The organism is Stenotrophomonas sp. PD6 (assembly GCF_049199305.1).
In the GTDB taxonomy this organism is placed as follows: domain Bacteria; phylum Pseudomonadota; class Gammaproteobacteria; order Xanthomonadales; family Xanthomonadaceae; genus Stenotrophomonas.
Genome location: NZ_JBLZQD010000002.1, coordinates 183,104 through 206,369 on the forward strand (window position 1 = coordinate 183,104; position 23,266 = coordinate 206,369).

19 protein-coding genes are annotated in these 23,266 nt (G+C 69.0%); 15 read left to right on the plus strand and 4 right to left on the minus strand.

Annotated elements, in window-relative coordinates:
- The first annotated feature begins 103 nt into the window (after positions 1-103).
- Positions 104-2,101, plus strand: a complete 1,998-nt coding sequence (locus ACOZHM_RS03770; protein WP_421567621.1) for an ATP-dependent DNA helicase — start codon at positions 104-106, stop codon at positions 2,099-2,101.
- Between the two features lie 5 nt (positions 2,102-2,106).
- Positions 2,107-2,811, plus strand: a complete 705-nt coding sequence (gene tsaB, locus ACOZHM_RS03775) for a tRNA (adenosine(37)-N6)-threonylcarbamoyltransferase complex dimerization subunit type 1 TsaB (protein ID WP_421567622.1) — start codon at positions 2,107-2,109, stop codon at positions 2,809-2,811.
- Between the two features lie 49 nt (positions 2,812-2,860).
- On the opposite strand, the gene ACOZHM_RS03780 is transcribed toward tsaB, so the two are convergent.
- A complete protein-coding gene (locus ACOZHM_RS03780) occupies positions 2,861-3,748 on the minus strand; it encodes a TonB family protein (protein WP_421567623.1) in 888 nt (295 codons plus the stop codon).
- Positions 3,745-4,695, minus strand: a complete 951-nt coding sequence (gene gshB, locus ACOZHM_RS03785; RefSeq protein ID WP_421567624.1) for a glutathione synthase — start codon at positions 4,693-4,695, stop codon at positions 3,745-3,747. Before gshB ends, ACOZHM_RS03780 begins: the two co-directional genes overlap by 4 nt.
- A 247-nt stretch (positions 4,696-4,942) precedes the next feature.
- Here gshB and pilG point away from each other — a divergent pair, with 247 nt between their 5' ends.
- From pilG to ACOZHM_RS03820, 7 genes are all read left to right on the plus strand, one after another.
- Complete coding sequence (gene pilG, locus ACOZHM_RS03790; RefSeq protein WP_421567625.1) at positions 4,943-5,344, plus strand: twitching motility response regulator PilG; 402 nt, start codon at positions 4,943-4,945, stop codon at positions 5,342-5,344.
- An 18-nt stretch (positions 5,345-5,362) separates the two neighbouring features.
- Entirely contained in the window at positions 5,363-5,725 is a 363-nt protein-coding gene (locus ACOZHM_RS03795) for a response regulator (protein ID WP_421567626.1), read from the plus strand.
- Positions 5,725-6,255: a chemotaxis protein CheW gene (locus tag ACOZHM_RS03800; protein ID WP_421567627.1), complete on the plus strand. Its 531-nt coding sequence runs from the start codon at positions 5,725-5,727 to the stop codon at positions 6,253-6,255. Before ACOZHM_RS03795 ends, ACOZHM_RS03800 begins: the two co-directional genes overlap by 1 nt.
- A gap of 43 nt (positions 6,256-6,298) precedes the next feature.
- Complete coding sequence (locus ACOZHM_RS03805) at positions 6,299-8,335, plus strand: methyl-accepting chemotaxis protein (protein ID WP_421567628.1); 2,037 nt, start codon at positions 6,299-6,301, stop codon at positions 8,333-8,335.
- Between the two features lie 94 nt (positions 8,336-8,429).
- On the plus strand, positions 8,430-15,113 hold the full coding sequence (locus ACOZHM_RS03810) for an Hpt domain-containing protein (RefSeq protein ID WP_421567629.1): 6,684 nt from the start codon (positions 8,430-8,432) through the stop codon (positions 15,111-15,113).
- Entirely contained in the window at positions 15,079-16,431 is a 1,353-nt protein-coding gene (locus ACOZHM_RS03815; protein WP_421567630.1) for a chemotaxis protein CheB, read from the plus strand. Before ACOZHM_RS03810 ends, ACOZHM_RS03815 begins: the two co-directional genes overlap by 35 nt.
- A gap of 34 nt (positions 16,432-16,465) precedes the next feature.
- On the plus strand, positions 16,466-16,936 hold the full coding sequence (locus tag ACOZHM_RS03820) for a chemotaxis protein CheW (RefSeq protein WP_421567631.1): 471 nt from the start codon (positions 16,466-16,468) through the stop codon (positions 16,934-16,936).
- A 102-nt stretch (positions 16,937-17,038) separates the two neighbouring features.
- Here ACOZHM_RS03820 and ACOZHM_RS03825 read toward each other — a convergent pair whose 3' ends face one another.
- Together ACOZHM_RS03825 and bioA are read right to left on the minus strand one after the other, a co-directional pair.
- On the minus strand, positions 17,039-17,773 hold the full coding sequence (locus ACOZHM_RS03825) for a 16S rRNA (uracil(1498)-N(3))-methyltransferase (RefSeq protein ID WP_421567632.1): 735 nt from the start codon (positions 17,771-17,773) through the stop codon (positions 17,039-17,041).
- Positions 17,764-19,155, minus strand: a complete 1,392-nt coding sequence (gene bioA, locus ACOZHM_RS03830) for an adenosylmethionine--8-amino-7-oxononanoate transaminase (protein WP_421567633.1) — start codon at positions 19,153-19,155, stop codon at positions 17,764-17,766. The genes ACOZHM_RS03825 and bioA overlap by 10 nt, the downstream gene beginning before the upstream one ends.
- 62 nt (positions 19,156-19,217) lie before the next feature.
- Between bioA and nudE the strand changes: the two genes are divergently transcribed.
- Genes nudE through ACOZHM_RS03860 form a run of 6 tightly spaced genes read left to right on the plus strand, consistent with a single transcriptional unit; the run spans position 19,218 to position 23,150 of the window.
- Positions 19,218-19,766 carry an ADP compounds hydrolase NudE gene (nudE, locus tag ACOZHM_RS03835; protein ID WP_313346695.1) on the plus strand — a complete coding sequence of 183 codons (549 nt, stop codon included), beginning with the start codon at positions 19,218-19,220 and terminating at the stop codon, positions 19,764-19,766.
- Positions 19,763-20,566 carry a 3'(2'),5'-bisphosphate nucleotidase CysQ gene (gene cysQ / locus ACOZHM_RS03840; protein WP_421567634.1) on the plus strand — a complete coding sequence of 268 codons (804 nt, stop codon included), beginning with the start codon at positions 19,763-19,765 and terminating at the stop codon, positions 20,564-20,566. The genes nudE and cysQ overlap by 4 nt, the downstream gene beginning before the upstream one ends.
- Before the next feature lie 11 nt (positions 20,567-20,577).
- Positions 20,578-21,390, plus strand: a complete 813-nt coding sequence (gene mazG, locus ACOZHM_RS03845; protein ID WP_421567635.1) for a nucleoside triphosphate pyrophosphohydrolase — start codon at positions 20,578-20,580, stop codon at positions 21,388-21,390.
- Complete coding sequence (locus ACOZHM_RS03850; RefSeq protein WP_421567636.1) at positions 21,387-21,710, plus strand: YnfA family protein; 324 nt, start codon at positions 21,387-21,389, stop codon at positions 21,708-21,710. The genes mazG and ACOZHM_RS03850 overlap by 4 nt, the downstream gene beginning before the upstream one ends.
- Positions 21,711-21,754: 44 nt before the next feature.
- Complete coding sequence (locus ACOZHM_RS03855; protein ID WP_421567637.1) at positions 21,755-22,717, plus strand: SPFH domain-containing protein; 963 nt, start codon at positions 21,755-21,757, stop codon at positions 22,715-22,717.
- Between the two features lies 1 nt (position 22,718).
- Positions 22,719-23,150 carry an NfeD family protein gene (locus ACOZHM_RS03860; RefSeq protein WP_421567638.1) on the plus strand — a complete coding sequence of 144 codons (432 nt, stop codon included), beginning with the start codon at positions 22,719-22,721 and terminating at the stop codon, positions 23,148-23,150.
- Positions 23,151-23,266 lie beyond the last annotated feature (116 nt).

The window sequence follows — 23,266 nt, forward strand, 5'->3', positions numbered from 1 at the left end:
CAGCAGGCGCTGGATGTTTTCCTGACCATTGCTCTTGCTCTAGCCAGTTTGTGCATTGGCCCCACCGATGCAGAGGGTTCAGGGCATCCCTTATCATGGCGTCATGTCACGCCTCGCCCACGCCAGCAGTGAAGCCCTCAGCGAGGGCGGCACGCTCGCCAGCCAACTCGATGCCTTCGTCGCACGTCCGGCGCAGCTGCGCCTGACCACCGCCATCGCCGAGGCGTTCGACCAGCGCGAGGTGCTGCTGGCCGAGGCCGGCACCGGCACCGGCAAGACCTTTGCCTACCTGGTGCCGGCGCTGTTGTCCGGGTTGAAGACCATCATCTCCACGGGCACCCGCGCCTTGCAGGACCAGCTGTACCACCGCGACCTGCCGCGTGTGCGCGCGGCGCTGGGCGTGGGCCACAGCAGCGCGCTGCTGAAAGGGCGCGCCAACTACCTGTGCCGCTACCGCCTGCAGCAGGCGCGCGGCGAGCCGCGCTTCGTCTCGCCCGAACAGGTGGCGCAGTTCCAGCGCATCCTGGCCTGGTCGGGGCGCACGAAGTTCGGCGACATGGCCGAGCTGGATGCGCTGCCCGAGGACTCACCGCTGTACCCGATGGTGACCTCCACCATCGACAACTGCCTGGGCAACGAGTGCCCGTTCTGGGACGACTGCTTCGTGGTGCAGGCGCGGCAGCGCGCACAGGCGGCGGACGTGGTGGTGGTCAACCACCACCTGCTGCTGGCCGACCTGGCGCTGAAGCAGGAAGGCTTCGGCGAGATCCTGCCCGGCGCGCAGGCGTTCGTGATCGACGAGGCGCACCAACTGCCGGAACTGGCGGCCAATTTCTTCGGCGAGGGCTTCGGCATGCGCCCCTGGCAGGAACTGGCGCGCGATTGTCTGGCCGAAAGCCGCAGCGTGGCCGGCGCCCAGGCGGTGCTGCAGGCGTCGGCGGCGACGCTGGAGCAGACCCTGCGCGACCTGCGCACGGCGATGGAAGGGCTGCCGCCGCGCGGCACCCAGTGGCGCGCGCTGGCCGTGCCGCAGGTGCGCGATGGCTTCGACGCGGCCATGAGCGCGCTGGTGGGCATGCGCGATGCACTGGAGGGCGTGCGCGCGTCATCGCCGGGGTTGGACGCCTGCCATGCGCGCGCCGCCGAGGCGGTGTCGCGGCTGTCGCGCTGGCTCGGCGACGATGCCCCGCTGCTGGACTTCGACGCCGACCCGGACGCGCAGCCGGCCCCGGCCGAGGTGCTGTGGTACGAGCTCACGCCGCGCGGCTTCCGCTGCCAGCGCACGCCGATGGATGTATCCGGCCCGCTGCGCGAACATCGCGAACGCTCGATGGCGGCCTGGGTGTTCACCTCGGCCACGCTCACCGTGGACGGCACGTTCGACCATATCGCCCAGCGGCTGGGCCTGGACGACCCGATCACGCTGCTGCAGCCCAGCCCCTTCGACTGGGCCCGGCAGGCGCTGTGCTACCTGCCCGCCGGGCTGCCCGATCCGGCCGCGCGTGGCTTCGGGACGGCGCTGATCCGCGCGCTCACCCCCGTGCTGGAGGCGTCCGGCGGCCGCGCGTTCCTGCTGTTTGCCTCGCATCGCGCGCTGCGTGAGGCGGCCGAGGCGCTGCGCGATGCGCCGTGGCCGCTGTTCGTGCAGGGCGAGGCACCCCGCGCCACGCTGCTGCAGCGCTTCCGCGAGTCCGGTAACGGGGTGCTGCTGGGCTCGGCCAGCTTCCGCGAGGGCGTGGACGTGGTCGGCGATGCGTTGAGCGTGGTGGTGATCGACAAGCTGCCGTTCGCCGCGCCGGACGATCCGGTGTTCGAGGCCCGCCTCGATGCGATCCGGCGTGATGGCGGCAATCCGTTCCGCGACGAGCAGCTGCCGCAGGCGGTGATCGCCCTCAAGCAGGGCGTGGGGCGACTGATCCGCAGCGAGACCGACCGGGGCGTGCTGGTGCTGTGCGACCCGCGCCTGGTCAGTCGCGGCTACGGGCGCACCTTCCTGGATTCGCTGCCGCCGTTCCGGCGCACCCGCGCGCTGGACGATGTACGCGCCTTCTTTGCGCCACAATGGGTGGCCGATGATGCCTTCCCCACTTCCCTGTTCTGACGCCCATGAAACTGCTCGCCTTTGAAACCGCGACCGAAGCCTGTTCCGTTGCCCTCTACGTGGACGGGCAGGTGCATGAGCGCTTCGAGATCGCCCCGCGCCGCCACGCCGAGCTGAGCCTGCCGTGGGCCGAGGCGCTGCTGGCCGAGGCCGGGCTGGCGCGCTCGCAGCTGGACGCGATCGCGCTTGGGCGGGGGCCGGGTGCGTTCACCGGGGTGCGGCTGGCGATCGCCATCGCCCAGGGCATCGCGCTGGCGTTGGACCGCCCGCTGATTCCGGTGTCCACGCTGCAGGTGCTGGCGCTGCGTGCGCCGGCCAACGCCACCCAGGTGCTGAGCAGCATCGACGCGCGCATGGGCGAGGTCTACGTGGCCAGGCAGCTGCGCGTGGAGGGGCAGTGGCAGTTGCAGGGCGAAGAAGTGGTGTGCGCGCCGGAAGCAGTGGAGCTGCCGGATGGCAGCCGCTGGTTCGGCGTGGGTACCGGCTTCGGCGCGGCCGAAGGCCTGTTGGCCACCCGGCTGGCGGATCGCCTGGACGGCGTGGATGCGCAGGCGTTGCCGCGTGCGTCGGACGTGCTGGCCCTGGCGGTGCCGATGTTCGAACGCGGCGAGGTCATGGCGCCGGAGCGGGTTGAGCCGGCGTATCTGCGCAACAACGTGGCGTTGACCCTTGTCGAACAGCAGGCCGCGCGGGCCGCGAAATTGGGGTGATCATTTTTGCGTGGGACACGCATGGCGTGTCGCTACGCGGGGTGCTCGATTACCGGTCGTCGCGCAATTCGCCACCCGGCAGGAACACCCAGGTGCGCGTGACCTGCAGGATATCCACCCCGTCGTCGGTCTTGGGCAGCGGCGGGAACGGCTGGGCCAGGCGGATGACGCGCAGGGCGGTTTCGTCCAGCAGCGGGGTGCCGCTGCTGCGCAGGATTTTGCTGCTCTCCACGCTGCCGTCGCGGCGCACGCCCACGGTGATCACCACCTGGCCGCCCAACCGGCGCTGGCGCGCCTCGTCAGGGTAATTGAGGTTACCCACACGCTCGGCGCGGTCCACCCAGGCGCGTAGATAGCTCGCGTAGGCGTATTCACGGGTACTGGCCGAGACGAACTTACGGTTCGGGCGCTTGGCGTACTGCGCCGAACGTAGATGGACTTCGGCGGCCAGGCGCGCCATTTCGGCGTCGCGCTGCTCGCGCGCCGTCATCGGTGCGTCCGGCTGCGGATGGTCCGGCAGCGGCTGCGGCTGGGCATCGGCCACCTGGTCGGGGCTGTTGCGGGTGGCCACCACCCGCGCCTGCGGTGGCGGCGGGCTGGCCGCGTCCTGGCGCTGTTGCGGCACCGGCGACAGCCCGGCCTGCGGCTGCGGCACGATCCCGGTCTGGTTGTCGCGCGGGCGCTGCGCCTTGTCGTGGTCGCCGCCACCCTGCTGGTTGGCCTGGGCCAGGAAGTCGGCCTGCTTGGGGGTCAGTGGGGTCTGGGTCTGGCTGAAGATCACGTCCAGGGTCGGCACCAGCGCGGCGTTGTCGCTGACCGCGAAGCCCACGCCCAGGATCAGCAGCGCATGCACCAGCGCCGACAGCGCCAGGGTGGCGCCCAGGCGCTGCGATTCGCGGGCCTGCAACGGCACCAGCGGAGCGACCACCGTGTTCATCGCGGCAGGCCGGCCTCGATCGCGTCGAACAGGGTGCCGGCGATGTTCAGGCCGAACTGGGCGTCCAGCTCACGCACGCAGGTGGGACTGGTGACGTTGACCTCGGTCAGGTAGTCGCCGATCACGTCCAGGCCGACGAAGCGCATGCCACGGCGCTTCATTTCCGGGCCGACCTGGGCGGCGATCCAGCGGTCGCGCTCACTCAGCGGGCGGCCTTCGCCGCGGCCGCCGGCAGCCAGGTTGCCGCGGAACTCGTCGCCCTGCGGGATGCGGGCAAGGCAGTAGTCCACCGGCTCGCCATCGACCAGCAGGATGCGCTTGTCGCCGGCGGTGATGTCCGGAATGAACTTCTGCACCAAGGCGAGCTTGCGCTCGCCGTCGGTCAGCGTTTCCAGGATCACGTTGAGGTTCGGGTCGCCGGTGCCGCTGCGGAAGATCGAGCGCCCGCCCATGCCGTCCAGCGGCTTGAGCACGGCCTGGCCGTGTTCGAGCACGAACGCCTTCAGGTCGGCATGGCGGCGGCTGACCAGGGTCGGCGGGCAGCACTGCGGGAAGAGCAGGGCGGCGAGCTTCTCGTTGTAGTCGCGCAGGCCCTGCGGGTCGTTCACCACCAGCGCACCGGCCTGCTGGGCCACGCCCAGCACCTGCGTGTCGTAGATGAATTCGGCATCCACCGGCGGGTCCTTGCGCATCAGCACGACCTGCCCGGGACCGAACACGGTCTGGCTGAATTCGCCCAGCGTGAACCAGTCATGCTTGTCGTCGCGCACCTGCAGCGGCGCGGTGCGGGCCACGGCCACGCCATCGCGCAGCGCCAGCCCGCCGGGGCTGACGTAGTGCAGCGCATGGCCGCGGCGCTGGGCCTCCAGCAGCATGGCGAACGTGGTGTCTTTGGCGATCTTGATATGGGCGATGGGGTCCATCACCACGATGACATTCAACGGCATGGTCGCAACCTGGCGGGCAGGCGCTGATGGTAGCGGCAATGCGCCCGCGCTGCCTGCCCCGGGGGGCGGAACGCAGCGTCCGCGGTCTTCACGGTTTGCGCAATTCCGGGGTTCGGGCCCGCCCGGGGGGTGCACGTGGCTTGGCTTCGGCAGCACACCCTTGATGACGGCCGCGTGGTGGGATATAGATACGCTTTCGCAGCGGCGCCGGACCAAAGCAGAAGCGTCGCGCGCTCGGGGAAAGGTAATGACTGAAATCAAGGCTGCGGGTGGGGAACTCGCAGGGCTCAGAGTGATGGTCATCGATGATTCGAAGACCATTCGCAGGACCGCGGAAACACTGCTCGCACGCGAAGGCTGCAAGGTGGTGACTGCGACCGATGGTTTTGAGGCGTTGGCCAAGATTGCTGACCAACAGCCGCAGATCATCTTCGTGGACATCATGATGCCCCGTCTCGACGGGTATCAGACCTGCGCGCTCATCAAGAGCAACCAGCTGTACAAGTCCACGCCGGTCATCATGCTGTCCTCCAAGGACGGCCTGTTCGACAAGGCGCGCGGGCGCATCGTGGGCTCGGAGCAGTACCTGACCAAGCCTTTCACGCGTGAAGAACTGCTGGGTGCCATTCGCACATACGTAAACGCCTGACCAGGGGGGAAAGGCACAATGGCTCGAATCGTTCTGATCGAGGACTCACCGACCGACCGGGCGGTGTTCACTCAATGGTTGACCAAGGCCGGGCACGAAGTGCTCGAGGCCGGCAACGCCGAGGACGGGCTCAAGCTCGTGCATGAACATCTGCCGCAGCTGGTGCTGATGGACGTGGTGTTGCCGGGCATGAGCGGCTTCCAGGCCACCCGCGCGCTGAACCGTGATGAAAAGACCAAGGGCATTCCGGTCATCATCGTGAGCACCAAGGCGATGGAAACCGACAAGGCCTGGGGGCTGCGCCAGGGCGCGGCCGCCTATATGGTCAAGCCACCGCGCGAGGAAGAGCTGATCGCGCAGATCAACGAACTGGTGTCCTGATGCGTTCTCCCTTCGACATCCTTGAAGCCTACGAACGGCGCAGTCTGGCCCATGCGGTGCAGCTGCCCGAGCGGCAGTTCGCCCAGGACCTCTGGCGCGGCGTGGGGTATCGGGTCGGCAAGCGCCACCTGGTCTCGGATTTCCGGGAAGTGGTGGAAATCGTGCCGATGCCGCCGATCACCCCGGTGCCTGGCGCACAACCGTGGCTGCTGGGCGTGGGCAACCTGCGCGGCAACCTGTTCCCGGTGGTCGACCTGAAGTACTTCATGGAAGGCGAGCGCACCGTGCAGCAGGAAGGCCAGCGCGTGCTGATCATGCGCCAGGCCGGCGGCGACGTTGCCCTGACCATCGACGAACTGTTCGGCCAGCGCAGCTTCGAGCAGGGTCAGGACACCGGCACCGGTGACCTGGCCAGCGGTCGTTATGCCCACTTCATCGACCGCGCCTTCCACGGCGACGGCCATGACTGGGGCGTGTTTTCGCTGTCGCTGTTGTCGCGTACCCCCGAATTCAGGCAGGCCGCGGCGTGATCGCTGCTGCCTGCCTCACTGCATTGAAGATCGAGGTTGAACGATGAGTACTACTTCGGAAACCGCCAAGGCCGGCAAGCTGGGCACGGTGGGAACCAATTTCTGGCTGGGCCTGCTGGCCCTGTCGATGATCGTGTTCGGTGTGAACACCGGCGTGGCCACCTGGCAGGGCAGCCGCCTGGCCGGTGCCAGTACCGGCGCGGCCGATCTCCAGGTGCTGTCCCAGCAGCTGACCAACCAGGGTCGTGAAGCGGTCTCGGGCAACGCCCAGGCCTTCACCGCCTTCAAGGACACCAAGGCCCGCATCGAAAGCACCGTGAGCAGCCTGCAGGGGCGCTACGGCAGCGAGGCCAACGTGTCCGGCCCGCTCAACCAGCTGACCCAGACCTGGGAGCCGCTCGGCAAGAGCGCGGCCCAGCTGGTGGCCAGTGAACCGGCCGTGCTGGCGCTGGCCGGCAACGCCAACAACTTCGTCAACGGCGTTCCCGCGCTGCAGGCGCAGCTGAACGAAGTGGTGCGCGCCATGTCGGCCGGCGGTGCGCCGGCCTCGCAGGTCTACAACGCCCTGCAGCAGGTCGTGGTGGTGGGCTCGATGGCCCGCCGCGTGACCGAAATGCGCGCCGGTGGCGCCAATGCCGCCGCCGCCGGCGACGCGCTGGCCCGCGACTCGGTGGTGTTCACCCAGGTGCTGGACGCGCTGCGCAACGGCAACGACGAACTGGGCATCGCCCCGGTCCGCAATGCCGGCGCGCTGGCCGCGCTGGAGCAGTCGCAGAAGCAGTGGGACACCATGAAGCAGGACGCCGACGCGATCCTGGCCAGCTCGCGCCAGCTGTTCTCGGCGCAGGCCTCGGCGGCCGCGCTGACGGCCGGCTCGGGCAAGATGCTGGACGACAGCAAGAAGCTGTTCGAGGCGTTCTCCTCGTTCGGCTCGGTGCGCGATACGCGCCTGTTCCCGAACTTCTGGCTGGGCGTGATATCCGGCGCGCTGTCGCTGTTTGCCATCATCGGCTTCGTCAGCAGCACCGTGCGCAGCCGTTCGCGCGAGCAGGAACTGCGTTACCAGACCCAGGTGGAATTCAACAGCCGCAACCAGCAGGCCATCATGCGGCTGCTGGACGAAATCAGCTCGCTGGGTGAAGGCGACCTGACGGTGAAGGCCTCGGTGACCGAGGACATGACCGGCGCCATCGCCGACGCAATCAACTACGCCGTCGATGAGCTGCGTCACCTGGTGACCACCATCAACGACACCTCGGCCAAGGTCGCCCTGTCCACCCAGGAAACCCAGGCCACCGCGATGCAGCTGGCCGAAGCGGCCGGCCACCAGGCCAACCAGATCACCTCGGCCTCGGACCGCATCGGCGAAATCGCGTCGAGCATCGAGCAGGTGTCGCGCAACTCGGCCGAGTCGGCCGACGTGGCACAGCGCTCGGTGGTCATCGCCGCCGAAGGTGCCGGCGTGGTGCGCGAGACCATCCAGGGCATGGACCAGATCCGCGACCAGATCCAGGAAACCTCCAAGCGCATCAAGCGCCTGGGTGAGTCCTCGCAGGAAATCGGCTCGATCGTGGAACTGATCAACGACATTTCCGAGCAGACCAACATCCTGGCATTGAACGCCGCGGTGCAGGCGGCCTCGGCCGGTGAGGCCGGTCGTGGTTTCGCGGTCGTGGCCGACGAAGTGCAGCGCCTGGCAGAACGCACCTCCGGTGCGACCCGACGCATTGAAAACCTGGTCCAGGCCATTCAGGCCGATACCAACGAAGCGGTCAGCTCCATGGAACAGACCACCGCCGAAGTGGTGTCCGGTGCACGCCTGGCAGAGGATGCGGGTACGGCACTGACCGAAATCGAGCGCGTGTCCAACGCACTCAACAACCTCATCAAGAACATCTCGATCGCCGCCCAGCAGCAGTCGTCGGCCGCGTCGGACATCACCCGCACCATGGGCGTGATCCGTCAGATTACCGGCCAGACCTCGCAGGGCGCGGGACAGACCGCCGAGTCGATCGGTCATTTGGCACAGCTGGCGGCCGACCTGCGCCGCTCGGTTGCCGACTTCAAGCTGCCGGCGTGAGCCGCGGGCAGGGCGGAGAGGGAAGGAATCAGCAGATGATGCATCGCGAGAAATCACAGCACGACACGCGCGCCCCCCTGCCGGGAGTACCGGCATGAGCACGCTGCGCGATGCCATGAGCCACGCCGCCCTGGGCTGGGTCAAGCCGGAGCTGGACGAAACCCTGCGCCAGGTGCGCAACGAGCTCGAGTACTACGCCGAAAATCCTGCCGATGGCAGCCGCATGCGCTTCTGCGCCGGCTACCTGCACCAGGTGCAGGGCACCCTGCGCATGGTGGAGCTGTACGCCCCGGCGATGGTGGCCGAGGAAATGGAGCAGCTGGCCAACGCCATCGGCGCCGGCGAAGTGCCCGACCGCGACGAAGCCTGCGCCACCCTGATGCGCGGCAGCGTGCTGCTGCCCGACTATCTGGAGCGCCTGCAGAACGGCCACCGCGACATTCCGATCGTGCTGCTGCCGCTGCTCAACGACATCCGTTCGGCGCGCGCCGCGCCGGGCATCAATGAAAGCGTGCTGTTCGCCTTCGCACCGGACAGCGCCAGTGCCACCGAGGCCGAGCTGGACCACGCGCGCGGCAGCCTGAGCGGCCGCAACCGCGAGCTGCTCGACACCGTCGGCAACGCGGTCAAGGAAGAGCTGCTGCGCATCAAGGACGCACTGGACCTGCACCTGCGTACCGGCGGTGAGCCGACCCAGTTGCAGACCCAGGTCAACGAACTGGGCGCGGTCGCCGACACCCTCGGCATGATGGGGCTGGGCGTTGCCCGTGGCGTGGTCGTGCAGCAGCGCGATGCGCTGCGTGGCGTGGTCCAGGGCGACCAGCAGATCGACGAGACCCTGTTGCTGGATATCGCCGGCGCGCTGTTGTACGTGGACGCCTCGCTGGACGACCAGGTCGCCCACCTGGGCGCCGGCGGCAGCGGCGAAGACGATCCGAGCGCGGTCGAAGGCCGGCGCACGGTCGAAGTGCTGGCCCACGAGGCCATCGCCAACTTCGCCGCGGCCCGCGAGCATTTCGTTGCCTTCATCGAAACCAACTGGAATCACCAGCAGCTGCACGAAGTGCCGCGCCTGCTCGGTGAGGTCGCCGGCGCACTGCGCATGCTCGACCTGGGCACCCCGGCCGACTACCTGCAGGGCGTGCGCCAGTACATCTCGGTGGAGCTGATCGGCCGCCAGCGTGTGCCGAGCGGTCGCCAGCTGGACACCCTGGCCGATGCCATGGCCAGCTTGGAGTACTACCTCGAGGCCCTGCGCGAACGCCGCCCGGGGCGCGAGGAAATCCTCGACATCACCCGCACCAGCCTGGAAACCCTGCGTTACTGGCCGCTGCCGGACGAACACGCCGCCCCGGCCGACGTCAGTGCCGAGGCGCTGCCGGTCGCCCCGGAGCACGTGGAACTGAGTGCGTGGGACGAGGCGCCTTCGCTGGCACCCGCCGACATCACCGCTGCGGTGACTACGCTGCCGCCCGGCAGCGTGGCGGACGCACCGTTGCCCGATTTCACCTTCGAGCCGTTGCCCGAGGCGTTGCCGCCGGCCGCGGCCGAGCCGGTCGCCAAGGCGCTGCCGCCGCTGGTGTTCGAAGCGTCCACCGCACCGGTGGCCGCCGATGCGCCGCAGTGGACGCTGTCCGCCGAGGCCGAGCGGGATGACGCCGCACCGACCTTCGCCAGCTTCGATCCGGTGCTGGCCAACAGCGCCAGTCAGTGGGGTGTGGCAGAACATGTGGAGATCGCGCCGGTCCACCTGGACGGGTTCGACACGGGTGCGGGCAGCCTCGACAGCGTCGAGGCCTACGAGGCGCCGACCATCACCTCCGGGTCGGTCTTCGATCCGGTCGCTGCAGAGAACGACACGCTCGAACTGAGCGACGAGCCGATCGAATTCACCGTCGACGACGCGCTGCACAATGCCGGCGATGTGCTGTCGCTGGCCATCGACGATGCGCCGGACGCGTCGGTCGCCGTCGCCGTGGACAGCGTTGATATGGACGCGCCCAGCGGGCTGGACGTTCAGGCGCTGCCGACCTTCCTGCAGGCGCAGGTCGAGCCGGCAGCGGTCGAACCCACCTTCGACAGCGCCGAGCCGATTGAAACGGTCGTGGCCGAGGCTGCGGCTGACGATACCGTTTCAGCGCAGGACCCGATCACGCTGGCCGATGCCGCGCCGGTGACCGCGCCTGCCGCCGGTGGCGTGCACGAAGCGGTCATCAGCAAGATCGAGCTGGACGACGAGTCCGCCCGTTTCCTGGCCGAACTGGACGCCGCCGCGGCGCAGTTCAGCACCGCGCCGGTTGCCGATGTGCCGGCCGTCGCCACGGGCGAGGGCGACGCCGCCGACCCCGCGGCCGCCGAACTGGACAGCATCGACGCCGGCTTCGAGGACGATGGCGAGAACATCGACCAGGACATCCGCGAGGTCTTCATCGAAGAGTTCGACGAGGAACTGGTCAATCTGGGCAACCTGCTGCCGGTCTGGCGCATGGCCCCGGACAACATGGACCGCCTGCGTCCGATCCGCCGCGTGTTCCACACCCTGAAGGGCAGCGGCCGCCTGGTCGGCGCGCGCACCCTGGGCGAGTTCAGCTGGAAGATCGAAGGCATGCTCAACCGCGTGCTGGACGGCAGCCGTCCCGCCTCGCCGGCGGTGGTGGCCATGGTCACCCAGGCCTACGAAGTGCTGCCGCAGCTCAATGCCGCGCTGCGCGACGGCGGCCGCGTCAGCGCCGACCTGCAGGCCATGCAGGCCATCGCCGACCGCGTTGCGGCCGGTGAGGAAACCTTCCACGTACCCCTGCAGCGCGCCGTTCCCGTGGCCACCGTGACCGAAGCGGTCGACGTTGCCGACACCGACGTCGCCATCGTCGAGGCTGCGCAGGACGCGGCGGACGCCGTCGGCACGCCGGCCAACATCGACGACGTGCTGCGCGAGATCCTGGAGGCCGAAGTCGAGGCCCACCAGGCCACGCTGCAGGCCTGGCTGCAGGAGGCCAGCGTGGCCCCGCAGCCGGTGACCGACTCGCTGTTGCGCGCCGTGCACACCATGAATGGCGCGTTCGCGATGACCGACGTGCCGGAAATCACCGCCGTTACCGGCGGCGCCGAAAGCTACATCAAGCGGTCGCTGGCGGCCGATGCCACGCCGGATGCCGAGGGCGTCGAAGCCCTGTCGGCCACCGCCGCGGCGATCCGCGCCACGATGACCGCCCTGCAGGCCGAGGCACCGCGGATTCCAGCGCAGGCTGCGCTGGCTGCGCGTCTGCAGGCGCTGGCCGACACGCTGCCCGAAGCCCGCTGGCCGGCCCTGGTCGCCGACGACGCGCTGGAGCTGGACGAGGTCGAGGAAGAAGCAGAGGAAGACGCGCTCGACCTGGACGCCCTTGCCGTGCAGGACGCGCAGGATGTCAGTGCGCAGGAACTGGCCGCGCTGTCGGCGCAGTTCGATGCGCGTGACGGGTTTGCGGTTGCCGACGACAGCACCGACGCGGAACTGCAGCAGGCCATCATCGAGGCCGACGGGCTGTCGGTGGTCGAAGCGGATGCTGCCGCGCCGGAAGAACTGACCAGCAGCGACGATCTGTCGGCGTACTACGATGCCGATCTGTCGAGTGCCGTCGATGCCCCGGCCGCCGTGCCGACGGTGGAAGGCACCGACGCCGCCGCCGCCGAGGCGCCGGCCGCCAGCGGTCTGGAGGCCGTGGAGCTGACCGGTACCGACGACCTGTCGCGCTTCTACGAACACACGCTGCCGAGCTTCGGCACGCCGGACGTAGCGGCTACCGACGCGCAGGCCATCGAACTGCAGGCTATCGAGCTGCAGGCTATCGAGCTGCAGGTGGCTGAATCGGATGCCCTGCAGGATCACGTCGACATCGCTGCGGCAACTGACGGCGTCGACGCCACGGGCGAAGAATTCACGGCTGAAGAAGTCACGGCCGAGGAAGTTTCGGCCGAAGAGATCACGCTTGAAGAGGTCGCGTCCGAAGAAGTCACGGTCGAGGCGATCGCGAGCGAAGAAGCCCCCGTCAACGTGGAAGCCGAGGCTGAACGCGACGACGTGGCCGAGTCGAACCTCGACGCCGTCGCCGATGAGGCTGCCGAGGCGCTGGAAGACGCGTTGCCGCCGCCGCCGGCATTCGGCGAGACGGTCGACGAACAGCAGGCACTGGACGATGGCCTGACCATCATCGACGCACCGGAAGCGGGCGCCGACCAGACGCTCGATGACGGTACCCACGTGCTGGGCCTGGATGCCACCCACGAAGGCCTGGATGAGGCCGACGCGTTTGCCGACGCCGCTGACGACGCCGATGCCGATACCGCCGCGCATGCGCCGCTGTTCGAACTCGAAGACGCGCCGCTGGCTGCCGCCGCGACCGTTGCGTCGACCGACGAAGCCGGCAACGAAGAGCTCGACGACGCCGGTGCGCTGGACTTCAGCGTGCTCGACCGCGAGCTGGTCGACATCTTCGTGGAAGAAGGCAAGGACCTGCTGGACCATTGCGACGGCCTGATCAGCGAACTGCGCGCCGCACCGCAGGATCGCGAGGCGGTTGCCGGCCTGCAGCGTGACCTGCACACCCTCAAGGGTGGCGCACGCATGGCCGGCATCAACCCGATCGGCGACCTTGGCCACGGGATCGAATCGCTGCTGGAGGCCGTCGCGGCCAACCGTACCGATATCGACCGCAGCGACGTGCACCTGCTGGAGCGCGGCTTCGACCGTCTGCACCAGATGCTGACCCGTACCGGCCAGCACCGCAGCGTGGCGATGCCGGACGACCTGATCGCCGCGTTCGAGCAGCGCACGCTGGGCCGTGTCGACAGCGAGGAAACGCAGGATACGGCCGATGCATCGGCGCCGTCCGCGCCCGTGCAGGTGGACACCGCCGTTGCCGCCGCGCCGCTGTCGGCGCCGGTACCGCTGGATGCCGCCACCGACGACGACAGCCTGGCCCGTCCGCAGCAGGAACAGGTGCGCGTGCGTGCCGACCTGCTCGACCGCCTGGTCAACCACGCCGGTGAAGTGGCGATCTACCGTTCGCGCCTGGAACAGCAGTTGGGTGCGTTCCGTGGCGCCATGGGCGAACTGGATCGCACCAACGCCCGTCTGCGTGACCAGCTGCGTCGTCTGGACCTGGAAACCGAGGCGCAGATCGTCGCCCGTTACCAGCGCGAACAGGACCAGGCCGACCACAAGTTCGACCCCCTGGAACTGGACCGGTTCTCCACGCTGCAGCAGCTCAGCCGCGCGCTGAACGAATCGGCGGCCGACTTGGGAGGCCTGCAGGGCGTGCTGGACGACCTGTCGCGCCAGTACGACGTGTTGCTGCAGCAGCAGTCGCGCGTCAGCTCCGAGCTGCAGGACGGCCTGATGCGTGCCCGCATGGTGCCGTTCGATGGCCTGGTGCCGCGCCTGCGCCGTGTCGTGCGCCAGGCGGGCCAGGACACCGGCAAGCAGGTCCACGTCACGCTGGAAGGTACCCACGGCGAACTGGATCGCAACGTGCTCGACCGCATGGTCGCGCCGCTGGAACACATGCTGCGCAACTCGGTCGCGCATGGTCTGGAAACCCCAGAGCAGCGCCGCGCCGCCGGCAAGCCGGAGGAGGGCGAGATCGCCATCCGCCTGCGCCGCGAAGGCTCGGAAATCGTGCTGGAAGTGGCCGATGACGGCGCCGGGCTGAACCGTGAGGCGATCCGTCGCCGCGCCGAACAGCGCGGCCTGATCGAGGCCGATACGGTGCTGGGCGAGGCCGAACTCGACGCGATGATCTTCGCCCCGGGCTTCAGCACGGCCGACCAGGTCAGCCAGCTGGCGGGCCGTGGCGTGGGCATGGACGTGGTGCACAACGAAGTGCGCCAGCTCGGCGGCTCGGTGGACATCCACTCGGTGCCGGGCAAGGGCGTCACCTTCACCCTGCGCCTGCCGCAGACGCTGGCGGTCACCCAGGCGGTGTTCGTGCAGATCGGCGAGACCACGTTTGCCGTGCCGGTGGCATCGGTCAGTGGTATCGGCCGGATCTCGCGCGAGCGCTTCGAATCGGCCAATGGCGGTTACCACTACGGCGGCGAAGAGTTCGCGCTGCACGACCTGGGTACGCTGGTCGGCCAGGGCCAGGCCCGCGCCGAAGGCCAGGCCCAGGTGCCGCTGCTGCTGGTGCGTGCCGGTGAACTGCGCGCGGCCGTGGCGATCGACCAGGTGGTGGGCAACCGCGAAATCGTGGTCAAGCCGGTTGGCCTGCAGATCGCGTCGGTGCCGGGCATCTACGGCGCCACCATCACCGGCGATGGCCGCGTGGTGGTGATCCTGGACGTCGCACCGCTGGTGCGCCGCTTCCAGGCCAACCCGCTCAAGCCAGTGGCGCCGGCCGCCCAGGCCAGCGACCGTCAGGCGCCGGTGGTGATGGTGGTCGACGACTCGCTGACCATGCGCAAGGTCACCGGCCGCATCCTGGAACGCCACAACTTCGAAGTGGTCGTCGCCCGCGACGGCATCGAAGCGCTGGAGCGGCTGGACGAGCGCGTGCCCGACCTGATGCTGCTGGATATTGAAATGCCGCGCATGGATGGCTATGAACTGGCCACCACCATGCGCGCCGACCCACGCTACAAGGGTGTTCCGATCGTGATGATCACCTCGCGCAGTGGTGACAAGCACCGTCAGCGCGCCTTCGAAATCGGTGTCCAGCGTTACCTGGGCAAGCCGTACCAGGAGCTGGACCTGATGCGAAACGTGTATGACCTGCTGGGGATCGCCCGTGCCCGTGAATGACCTGACCTCGCTGTTGTCGGTCGCGCTGCTGGCGCGGGTCGGCCCGGCGCGTGACCGGCTGCGCGATGCGCTGGTCCAGGCCGGCGCCACCGTGGTACTGGAAGACGACCCCAACAGCCTGCAGCCCGACGCGCTGCGCGACGCGGACGTGGGCACGGTGCTGATCGCGCTCGAACCGGCGATCGAAGATGCGCTTGAGCGCCTCGATCCGGTGCTGGCCTCGCCGCGGCTGACCCTGATCTTCGACGAGGCCGAGCTGGCCGCGCGTCGCGAGGGCTGGGAGGCGCAGCGCTGGGCACGCCATCTGGCCGCCAAGCTGCACGGCCACCACGATGTGCTGCCGCCGGGGTCCGAACAGGACGGCCTGCTGCAGCCCGAGCCGGGCCTGCCGGTGACGCCGGCCGAACTGCACGCCGATGCACCGCTGGAATTCCACGTGCGCGAGGCTTTCGACGCCGCCTCCGATGTGCCTGCCGACGGCCTGTACCAGCCGCCGGAAGGCTATAGCGAACCGATGTCGCTGGAAGAGGCGCTGGCCGCCATGCAGGTCCCGGCCGCCGCGCCGCAGATCAACGTACCGCCGCCGGTGCCCACCGCGCCCGCCATACCGGCGGTACCGGCAGCGCCGCTGGGCGACCACAGCAGCTGGTCGCTGGTGGACGAGGACACGGCGGTGGTCGCCGCCGTGCCGCCGCCGCCGCCGCCGAGCGTGCCGGCCGTGCCGAGCGACTTCGATATTGAACGCCTGTCGCTGGTGGAGCTGGAGCCGGAAGGCAGTCCCAGCGATGCCGCGCCCGGCGCGGTGCTGGTGCTGGCGGGCATTGGCGGCCCCGACGCGCTACGCCGCCTGCTGGCGGCGTTGCCGGCCGGGTTGGCAGTGCCGATCCTGGTCTACATGCGTCTGGACGGTGGCCGATACGGCAACCTCGTCACGCAGATGAAGCGCGTGTCCGCGCTGCCAGTGCTGCTGGCCGAAAGCGACCAGCCGGTACTGGCCGGCAACGCGTACATCCTTTCTGACGACGTGGGCGTGGCAGTGCACAACCGCGGCCTGCATTTCAGTGCCGACGCACAGGGCATCCGGGTCGACGCATTGCCGCCGGCGCACAGCGGCGTGGTGGTGCTGAGCGGTGGCGACGCCGCGCTGGTGGACGAGGTACTTGGGCTTGCCGTTGCTGGCGCCTGGGTCGCCGGCCAGACCGGTGAAGGCTGCTACGACCCGCTGGCCGCCAGTGCGGTGATTGCTGCCGGCATGGCCGCCGGTGATCCAAAGCAGCTGGCTCAGGCCATCGAAGAACGCTGGGGCGTGAGCGAGTAATCGCCGTGCCGACCCCCCTTCCAGGAATCAGATCATGAGTTACGCCAGCAACGACGAAATCCGCGGGGTCCTGATCCAGGCCGGGCACGAACGCGTGCTGCTGCCCAACGCGACCGTGGCCGAAATGATGTCCAAGGTGGCGGTGACGCCGGTTGCGGATACGCCGGCCTGGTTGATCGGACAGATCGCCTGGCAGGGCTGGGACGTGCCGCTGATGTCGTTCGCCCGCCTGTCCGGGCTGGGCGAGGAGCCGGTGGTGAGCAACAACAAGGTGGTGGTGCTCAAGGCGCTGGGTGGGAATGCCAAGCGTCCGTACTTCGCCCTGCTGACCCAGACCTTCCCGCAGCTGATCGCGGTACCGCGCGATGGCCTGCTGGCCGACGCCTCCGAGGAAACCCTGCCGCAGGGCGTGCACATGCGCGTGCTGCTGGGTGAGCAGAGCGCGCTGTTGCCGGACCTGGATGCGCTGGAGTCGGCATTGGACGAGGCGTTGCCGGTCGTCTGACAACGCGTGCAGCTACCGGTGGGTTGAATCCGCGTGCAGCCACCCATGGGGTGGCTCTACGGCGGGTAGAGCCACCCCATGGGTGGCTGCGCGGTGCGGGAATTACCCCAGATCGCCCAACCGCGCCTGCAACGCGGCAATCGCGGCCAATCCCGCCGTTTCGGTGCGCAGGATCCGCGGCCCCAACTGCAACCCCTGGAACCCCGCCGCGGATAGCGCCTGGCGGTCGCGCGGCGACCAGCCGCCTTCCGGTCCAATCGCGATCACCACGCCACCAGGCGCGGCGTCCAGCGTCGACAGCCGGTGCTCGCCCAGCGGATCCAGGGTCAGCTTCAACGCCTCGGCGGGCATGGCCCGCGCCGCTTCCTGCACGCCCAGCGGCGCGGCCACCTCCGGCACCCGCGCGCGCCCGGACTGCCCGCAGGCCGACACCACCACGCTGCGCCAGTGCGCCAGGCGCTTCTCGGCACGCGCCGCATCCAGCTTCACCTCGGTGCGCTCGGCATTGACCGGCACCACCGCCTGCACCCCCAGTTCGGTGGCCTTCTGCAGGATCAGGTCCATCTTCTCGCCGCGCGCGATGCCCTGCAGCAGGGTGATCCGCAGCGGCGATTCATTGCCCAGCGCTTGCGCCGACTCCACCCGCACCTGCGCGTCGCGCTTGCCCAGCGTCACCAGGGTGGCGTGGTAGTCGTGGCCGTCGCCGTTGAACAGCACGCAGGCCTCGCCCTCGCGCAGGCGCATCACCCGCACCAGGTGGTTGGCCACGTCCTCGGGCAACGACAGGGTCTGGCCCACGGCCAGCGGGGTATCCACATAGGAACGGGTCACGCGCATGCAACAGCTTCCTCGATGGCGGCCAGCGTGGTCTGCGCCAGCAGGTCCAGGTGTTCGTCCTCCACACAGTAGGGAGGCATCCAGTACAGCACGTTGCCCAGCGGGCGCAGCACCACCCCACGCTTCAGCGCGGCGTTGTAGGCGTGCAGGCCGACCCGCGCGGCGGCGGGGAAGGGCGTGCGCTTGTCGCCGTTGCGGGTGAGTTCGAAGGCCACCACCATGCCGGCCTGGCGCACATCGGCCACGTGCGGGTGGTCGGTGAACGGCGCGGCCAGCGTGCGCATCACCGCTGCGGTGCTGCGGTTGCGGGCGATCACGTCCTCGCTGGCGAAGATGTCCAGGGTCGCCAATGCCGCCGCGCAGGCCAGCGGATTGCCGGTGTAGCTGTGCGAATGCAGGAAGGCGCGCTCGCGGCTGTCGTCCAGGAAGGCGTCGTACAGCGCCTGGGTGGCCAGCACCGCGGCCAGCGGCAGGAAGCCGCCGGTCAGGCCCTTGGACAGGCACAGCAGGTCGGGCATCACCCCGGCCTGCTCGCAGGCGAACAGGGTGCCGGTGCGGCCGAAACCGGTGGCGATCTCGTCGGCGATCAGGAACGCACCGTTGGCATCGCACAGTTCGCGCGCCCGCTTGAGATACACCGGGTCGTGCATGCGCATGCCACCGGCACACTGCAGGCGCGGCTCCAGGATCACCGCGCAGATCTGCCCGGGGTGCTGGTCGAACAGATCGGCCAGGCGGTCGGCGGCCTCGTGCGCACGCTGTGCGGCGCTCTGGCCGGGTTCGGCCAGGTAGGCGTCCGGCGAGGGCGCGAACAGCGCCTCGGTCAGCAGCGGCGCGTACACGCGGCGGTACAGCGGGATGTCACCGACCGACAACGCGCCCAGCGTTTCACCGTGGTAGCCGTTCTCCAGCGCTACGAAGCGGGTCCGCTGGGTCTCACCGCGGTTGTGGAAGTAGTGGAAGGCCATCTTCAGCGCCACTTCCACCCCGGCCGACCCGTTGTCGGCGTAGAACACCTTGGCCAGCGGCGCGCGCCCGGCCTGGCGCGGCGCGATCGCCAACAGCCGTTCGGCCAGCTCCACCGCCGGTTCATGGCTGAAGCCGGCCAGCATCACCTGTTCCAGCCGGGTGGCCTGCGAGGCAATGGCCGCACCGATGCGCGGCTCGGCGTGGCCGAACAGATTGGTCCACCAGCTGCTGACCGCGTCCAGGTAGCGGTGGCCGTCGTGATCGATCAACCACGGGCCCTCACCACGGGCGATCGGCACCAGTGGCAAGGTGTCGGGGTGCTCGCGCATCTGCGTGCACGGATGCCACAGGACGGCGAGGTCGCGTTGCCGCCACCGGTCGGCCAACGTAAGGGGGGCTGGGTCTGCTAGCATTTCAAGCTCATGAACACGTTTTCACCTGTCTGCATTCTATCGGTCTCCAAGAGCCAGTTCGCATGAGCCGTCCGCTTCCCACCATCCACCAGATCACGGACGAGGAAAGCGGCCCGTTCCAGCGCCAGCACCTGGACCTGGAGTTCTCCAATGGCGAGCGCCGTCGCTTCGAGCGGCTGGTCAGCCATGGCCATGGTGCGGTGGTGGTGGTGCCGATGCTGGACGACGAGACGGTGCTGCTGGTGCGTGAATACGCGGCCGGCGTGCACCGCTACGAGCTGGGCCTGGTGAAAGGCCGGATCGACGCGGGGGAAACCCCGGTGCAGGCGGCCGACCGCGAACTGAAGGAAGAAGCCGGTTACGGCGCCCGCCGCCTGGACGTGCTGCGTGCCATGACTCTGGCGCCCACCTACATGAGTCATCAATCCTGGCTGGTGGTGGCGCGGGATCTGTATCCTGAGCGGCTGGTCGGCGACGAACCGGAGGAGCTGGAAGTGGTGCCCTGGAAGATCGCCGAGCTGGACCAGCTGATGCTGCGTGAAGATTTCTCCGAAGGCCGCTCGCTGGCGGCACTGTTCATCGCCCGGCAGTGGCTGGGACGCGGGGAATGATCAAACTCACCACCGATCTGCGCGAAACCGTCATCGCCATTGCCCAGGACGCGGCCGCCGCCATCATGGCGGTGTATGCCACTCCGTTCGATGTCGAGATCAAGTCCGACCGCAGCCCGGTGACCGCGGCCGACGTTGCGGCCAACGCCGTGATCGAACGCGGCCTGGCCCAGCTCACCCCGGACCTGCCGATCCTCTCCGAGGAATCGGCCCAGGTGCCGTGGGAAGTGCGCCGGCACTGGGGCGCGTACTGGCTGGTGGACCCGCTCGATGGCACCCGCGAGTTCGTCAAGCGCAACGACGAGTTCAGCGTCAACATCGCGCTGATCTACCAGGGCGCGCCGGCGTTCGGCGTGGTGCTGGCCCCGACCACCGGCGTGGCCTGGCACGCCATGCGCGGGGAGCTGGCCTACCGTCGTGACGGCATGCACGACTCGGTGCTGCGCACGCGCACCCCGGCGCTGCCGCCACTGCAGGTGGCCGCCAGCCGCTCGCACCGCAGCGCGGAAACCCAGGCGCTGCTGGAGCGCATGGGTGACATCGAGGTGGTCGCACAGGGTTCGTCGCTCAAATTCTGCCGGCTCGCCGAAGGCACGCTCGACGTGTACCCACGGCTGGGCCCCACCTCCGAATGGGATACCGCCGCCGGGCAATGCGTGCTGCACGCGGCGGGCGGCGCGGTGCTGTCCACCGCCACCGGCAAGCCGTTCCGCTACAACCGCCGCGAAACCCTGTTGAACGGCGATTTCATTGCGCTGGGCGATTCGCGCCTGCCGTGGCGCACCTGGCTTCCTGCCTGACCGGAGTACCGATGTCCGCACCCGCTGAACTGGACCGCCTGCTGGGCATCATGGCGCGCCTGCGCGACCCGCAGGAGGGCTGCCCCTGGGACCTGCAGCAGGACTTTTCCAGCATCGCCCCGTACACCATCGAAGAGGCGTACGAAGTGGCCGACGCGATCGACCGCGGCGACCTCGACGATCTGTGCGACGAACTGGGCGACCTGCTGCTGCAGGTGGTCTTCCACGCGCAGATGGCCAGCGAGCAGGGCGCCTTCGGCTTCGCCGAGGTCGCCCGTGCGATCAGCGACAAGCTGCAGCGACGGCATCCCCACGTGTTTGCGCAGGTGCAGGTCGACGGGGCCGAAGACGTCAATCTGAACTGGGAAGCGATCAAGCGCGCCGAACGTGCCGCCAAGGGCGAGACCGATGCGTCGGCGCTGGCGGGCATCTCGCGCGGCCTGCCGGAGTGGCAACGCGCGGTGAAGCTGCAATCGCGCGCCGCGCGGGTGGGGTTCGACTGGCCCGGCCCGGCGCCGGTACTGGAGAAAGCGCGCGAGGAGCTGGACGAGGTCGCCGCCGAGTTCGCGCGCGGCCCGGTGCAGGACAACCAGGCCAGGCTGGAGGAAGAACTGGGCGACCTGCTGTTCGTCTGCGCCAACCTGGCCCGTCACGCGAAGGTGGACGTGGGTGCGGCCCTGCGCCAGGCCAACCTCAAGTTCGAGCGCCGCTTCCGCGCGATGGAGGCGCACGCTCTCACGGACGGCCAGCCGTTGGCCGAGCTGGACCTGGACGCGCAGGAACAGCTCTGGCAGCGGGTCAAGCAGGACGAAGCCGGCGCGTGAAGACGCTGCTGCTGTTCGTGCTGACCGCCGTGGCCGAAATCGTCGGCTGCTACCTGCCGTGGCTGTGGTTGCGCCGCGAGGGCAGCCCCTGGCTGCTGCTGCCGGCGGCCGCGAGCCTGGCCCTGTTCGCCTGGCTGCTGACCCTGCACCCGGCTGCCAGCGGCCGCGTCTATGCCGCGTATGGCGGCGTCTACATCGGCACCGCGCTGCTCTGGCTGTGGGTGGTGGACGGCATCCGCCCCGGCCGCTGGGACGTGCTCGGGGTCGGGCTGTGCCTGGCCGGCATGGCGGTGATCATGTTCGCGCCGCGCGGGGCCTGACAACGGCGGTATATTCGGCGGCATCACAGGGAAAGGAGCGTGCGATGTTTCCGACCGTGCTGTTCTCGCTGATTCTGGCCTTCGTCGCCGTGGTCATTCTGTTCAAGGCCGTGCGGATGGTGCCGCAGGGTTATGAATGGACGGTGGAGCGCTTCGGTCGCTACACCCACACCATGTCGCCCGGCCTGCATTTCCTCATCCCCATCGTGTACGGGGTGGGCCGCAAGGTGAACATGATGGAACAGGTGCTGGATGTGCCTGGCCAGGAAGTGATCACCAAGGACAACGCCGCCGTGCGCGTGGACGGGGTGGTGTTCTTCCAGGTGCTGGACGCGTCCAAGGCCGCGTATGAAGTGGCCAACCTCGAGGTGGCGATGATCGCGCTGGTGCAGACCAACATCCGCACCGTGATCGGCTCGATGGACCTGGATGAATCGCTCAGCCAGCGCGAGGTGATCAACGCCAAGCTGCTCAGCGTGGTCGACCACGCCACCAATCCGTGGGGCGTGAAGGTCAACCGCATCGAGATCCGCGACATCCAGCCACCGCGCGACCTGCTCGACGCCATGGCGCGGCAGATGAAGGCAGAGCGCGAGAAGCGCGCGCAGATCCTGGAAGCGGAAGGCTCGCGGCAATCGGAAATCCTGCGCGCCGAGGGCGAGAAGCAGGCCGCCGTGCTGGAGGCCGAGGGGCGCAAGGAGGCCGCGTTCCGCGATGCCGAGGCGCGTGAGCGCCTGGCGCAGGCCGAGGCCGAGGCCACCCGGATGGTGTCCGAGGCGATCGCGCAGGGCGATGTGCAGGCCATCAACTACTTCATCGCGCAGAAGTACGTGGAGGCCTTCAAGGAACTGGCGACTTCGCCCAACCAGAAACTGGTGCTGATGCCGATGGAGGCCAGCGGTGTGATCGGCTCCATCGCCGGCGTGGCCGAGCTGGCCAGGGAAGCCTTCGCCAAACAGGAAGAGAAGAAGTCCACCCGCGCGGTACCGCCGCGCGTGGGAGGCTGAGATGCGCTGGGAAGTGGTCGGGTGGGGGGCGCTGGCGCTGCTGCTGTTTGCCGCCGAGGCATTGGCACCGGGCGCCTTCATGCTCTGGATCGGGCTGGGCGCGGCCGCCGTGTTCGTGCTGGTGGCCGTGTTCGCCGACATCCCGCTGCTGTGGCAGGTAGTGGCCTTCGTGCTGCTCAGCGTGGTCTCGATCCAGTGCTACCGGCAGTGGGGGCGCACGCGTGCGCGCGAAACCGATGCGCCGTTGTTGAACCGCCGCGCCGAACAACTGGTCGGGCGGGTGGTCGCGCTCGACCAGCCGATCGTGGCCGGCATCGGTCGCGCCAAGGTCGACGATGCGTTCTGGGTGGTGGCCGGCCCGGACCTGCCGGCGGGCAGCGCGGTGCGCGTGGTTGCGGTCGATGGCATGACGTTGAAGGTGCAGCAGGCCTGACAAGTAGAGCCACCCCATGGGTGGCTGCGAGCTGCAGCGGTGCCCGCGATGGCGCACCGCCGCACGCGTTGATGGGGCGGTTCTGGGATAATCGGGTTTGATCGCCGGGCACCGTC

Coding starts and splice junctions, on each gene's coding strand:
- ACOZHM_RS03815 (WP_421567630.1), top strand. CDS start 15,079: ATGACCTGCTGGGGATCGCCCGTGCCCGTGAATGACCTGACCTCGCTG.
- bioA (WP_421567633.1), bottom strand. CDS start 19,155: ATGCTAGCAGACCCAGCCCCCCTTACGTTGGCCGACCGGTGGCGGCAA.
- ACOZHM_RS03820 (WP_421567631.1), top strand. CDS start 16,466: ATGAGTTACGCCAGCAACGACGAAATCCGCGGGGTCCTGATCCAGGCC.
- ACOZHM_RS03855 (WP_421567637.1), top strand. CDS start 21,755: ATGTTTCCGACCGTGCTGTTCTCGCTGATTCTGGCCTTCGTCGCCGTG.
- ACOZHM_RS03825 (WP_421567632.1), bottom strand. CDS start 17,773: ATGCGCGTGACCCGTTCCTATGTGGATACCCCGCTGGCCGTGGGCCAG.
- ACOZHM_RS03795 (WP_421567626.1), top strand. CDS start 5,363: ATGGCTCGAATCGTTCTGATCGAGGACTCACCGACCGACCGGGCGGTG.
- ACOZHM_RS03800 (WP_421567627.1), top strand. CDS start 5,725: ATGCGTTCTCCCTTCGACATCCTTGAAGCCTACGAACGGCGCAGTCTG.
- gshB (WP_421567624.1), bottom strand. CDS start 4,695: ATGCCGTTGAATGTCATCGTGGTGATGGACCCCATCGCCCATATCAAG.
- ACOZHM_RS03780 (WP_421567623.1), bottom strand. CDS start 3,748: ATGAACACGGTGGTCGCTCCGCTGGTGCCGTTGCAGGCCCGCGAATCG.
- cysQ (WP_421567634.1), top strand. CDS start 19,763: ATGATCAAACTCACCACCGATCTGCGCGAAACCGTCATCGCCATTGCC.
- pilG (WP_421567625.1), top strand. CDS start 4,943: ATGACTGAAATCAAGGCTGCGGGTGGGGAACTCGCAGGGCTCAGAGTG.
- ACOZHM_RS03805 (WP_421567628.1), top strand. CDS start 6,299: ATGAGTACTACTTCGGAAACCGCCAAGGCCGGCAAGCTGGGCACGGTG.
- ACOZHM_RS03770 (WP_421567621.1), top strand. CDS start 104: ATGTCACGCCTCGCCCACGCCAGCAGTGAAGCCCTCAGCGAGGGCGGC.
- ACOZHM_RS03860 (WP_421567638.1), top strand. CDS start 22,719: ATGCGCTGGGAAGTGGTCGGGTGGGGGGCGCTGGCGCTGCTGCTGTTT.
- ACOZHM_RS03810 (WP_421567629.1), top strand. CDS start 8,430: ATGAGCACGCTGCGCGATGCCATGAGCCACGCCGCCCTGGGCTGGGTC.
- nudE (WP_313346695.1), top strand. CDS start 19,218: ATGAGCCGTCCGCTTCCCACCATCCACCAGATCACGGACGAGGAAAGC.
- tsaB (WP_421567622.1), top strand. CDS start 2,107: ATGAAACTGCTCGCCTTTGAAACCGCGACCGAAGCCTGTTCCGTTGCC.
- mazG (WP_421567635.1), top strand. CDS start 20,578: ATGTCCGCACCCGCTGAACTGGACCGCCTGCTGGGCATCATGGCGCGC.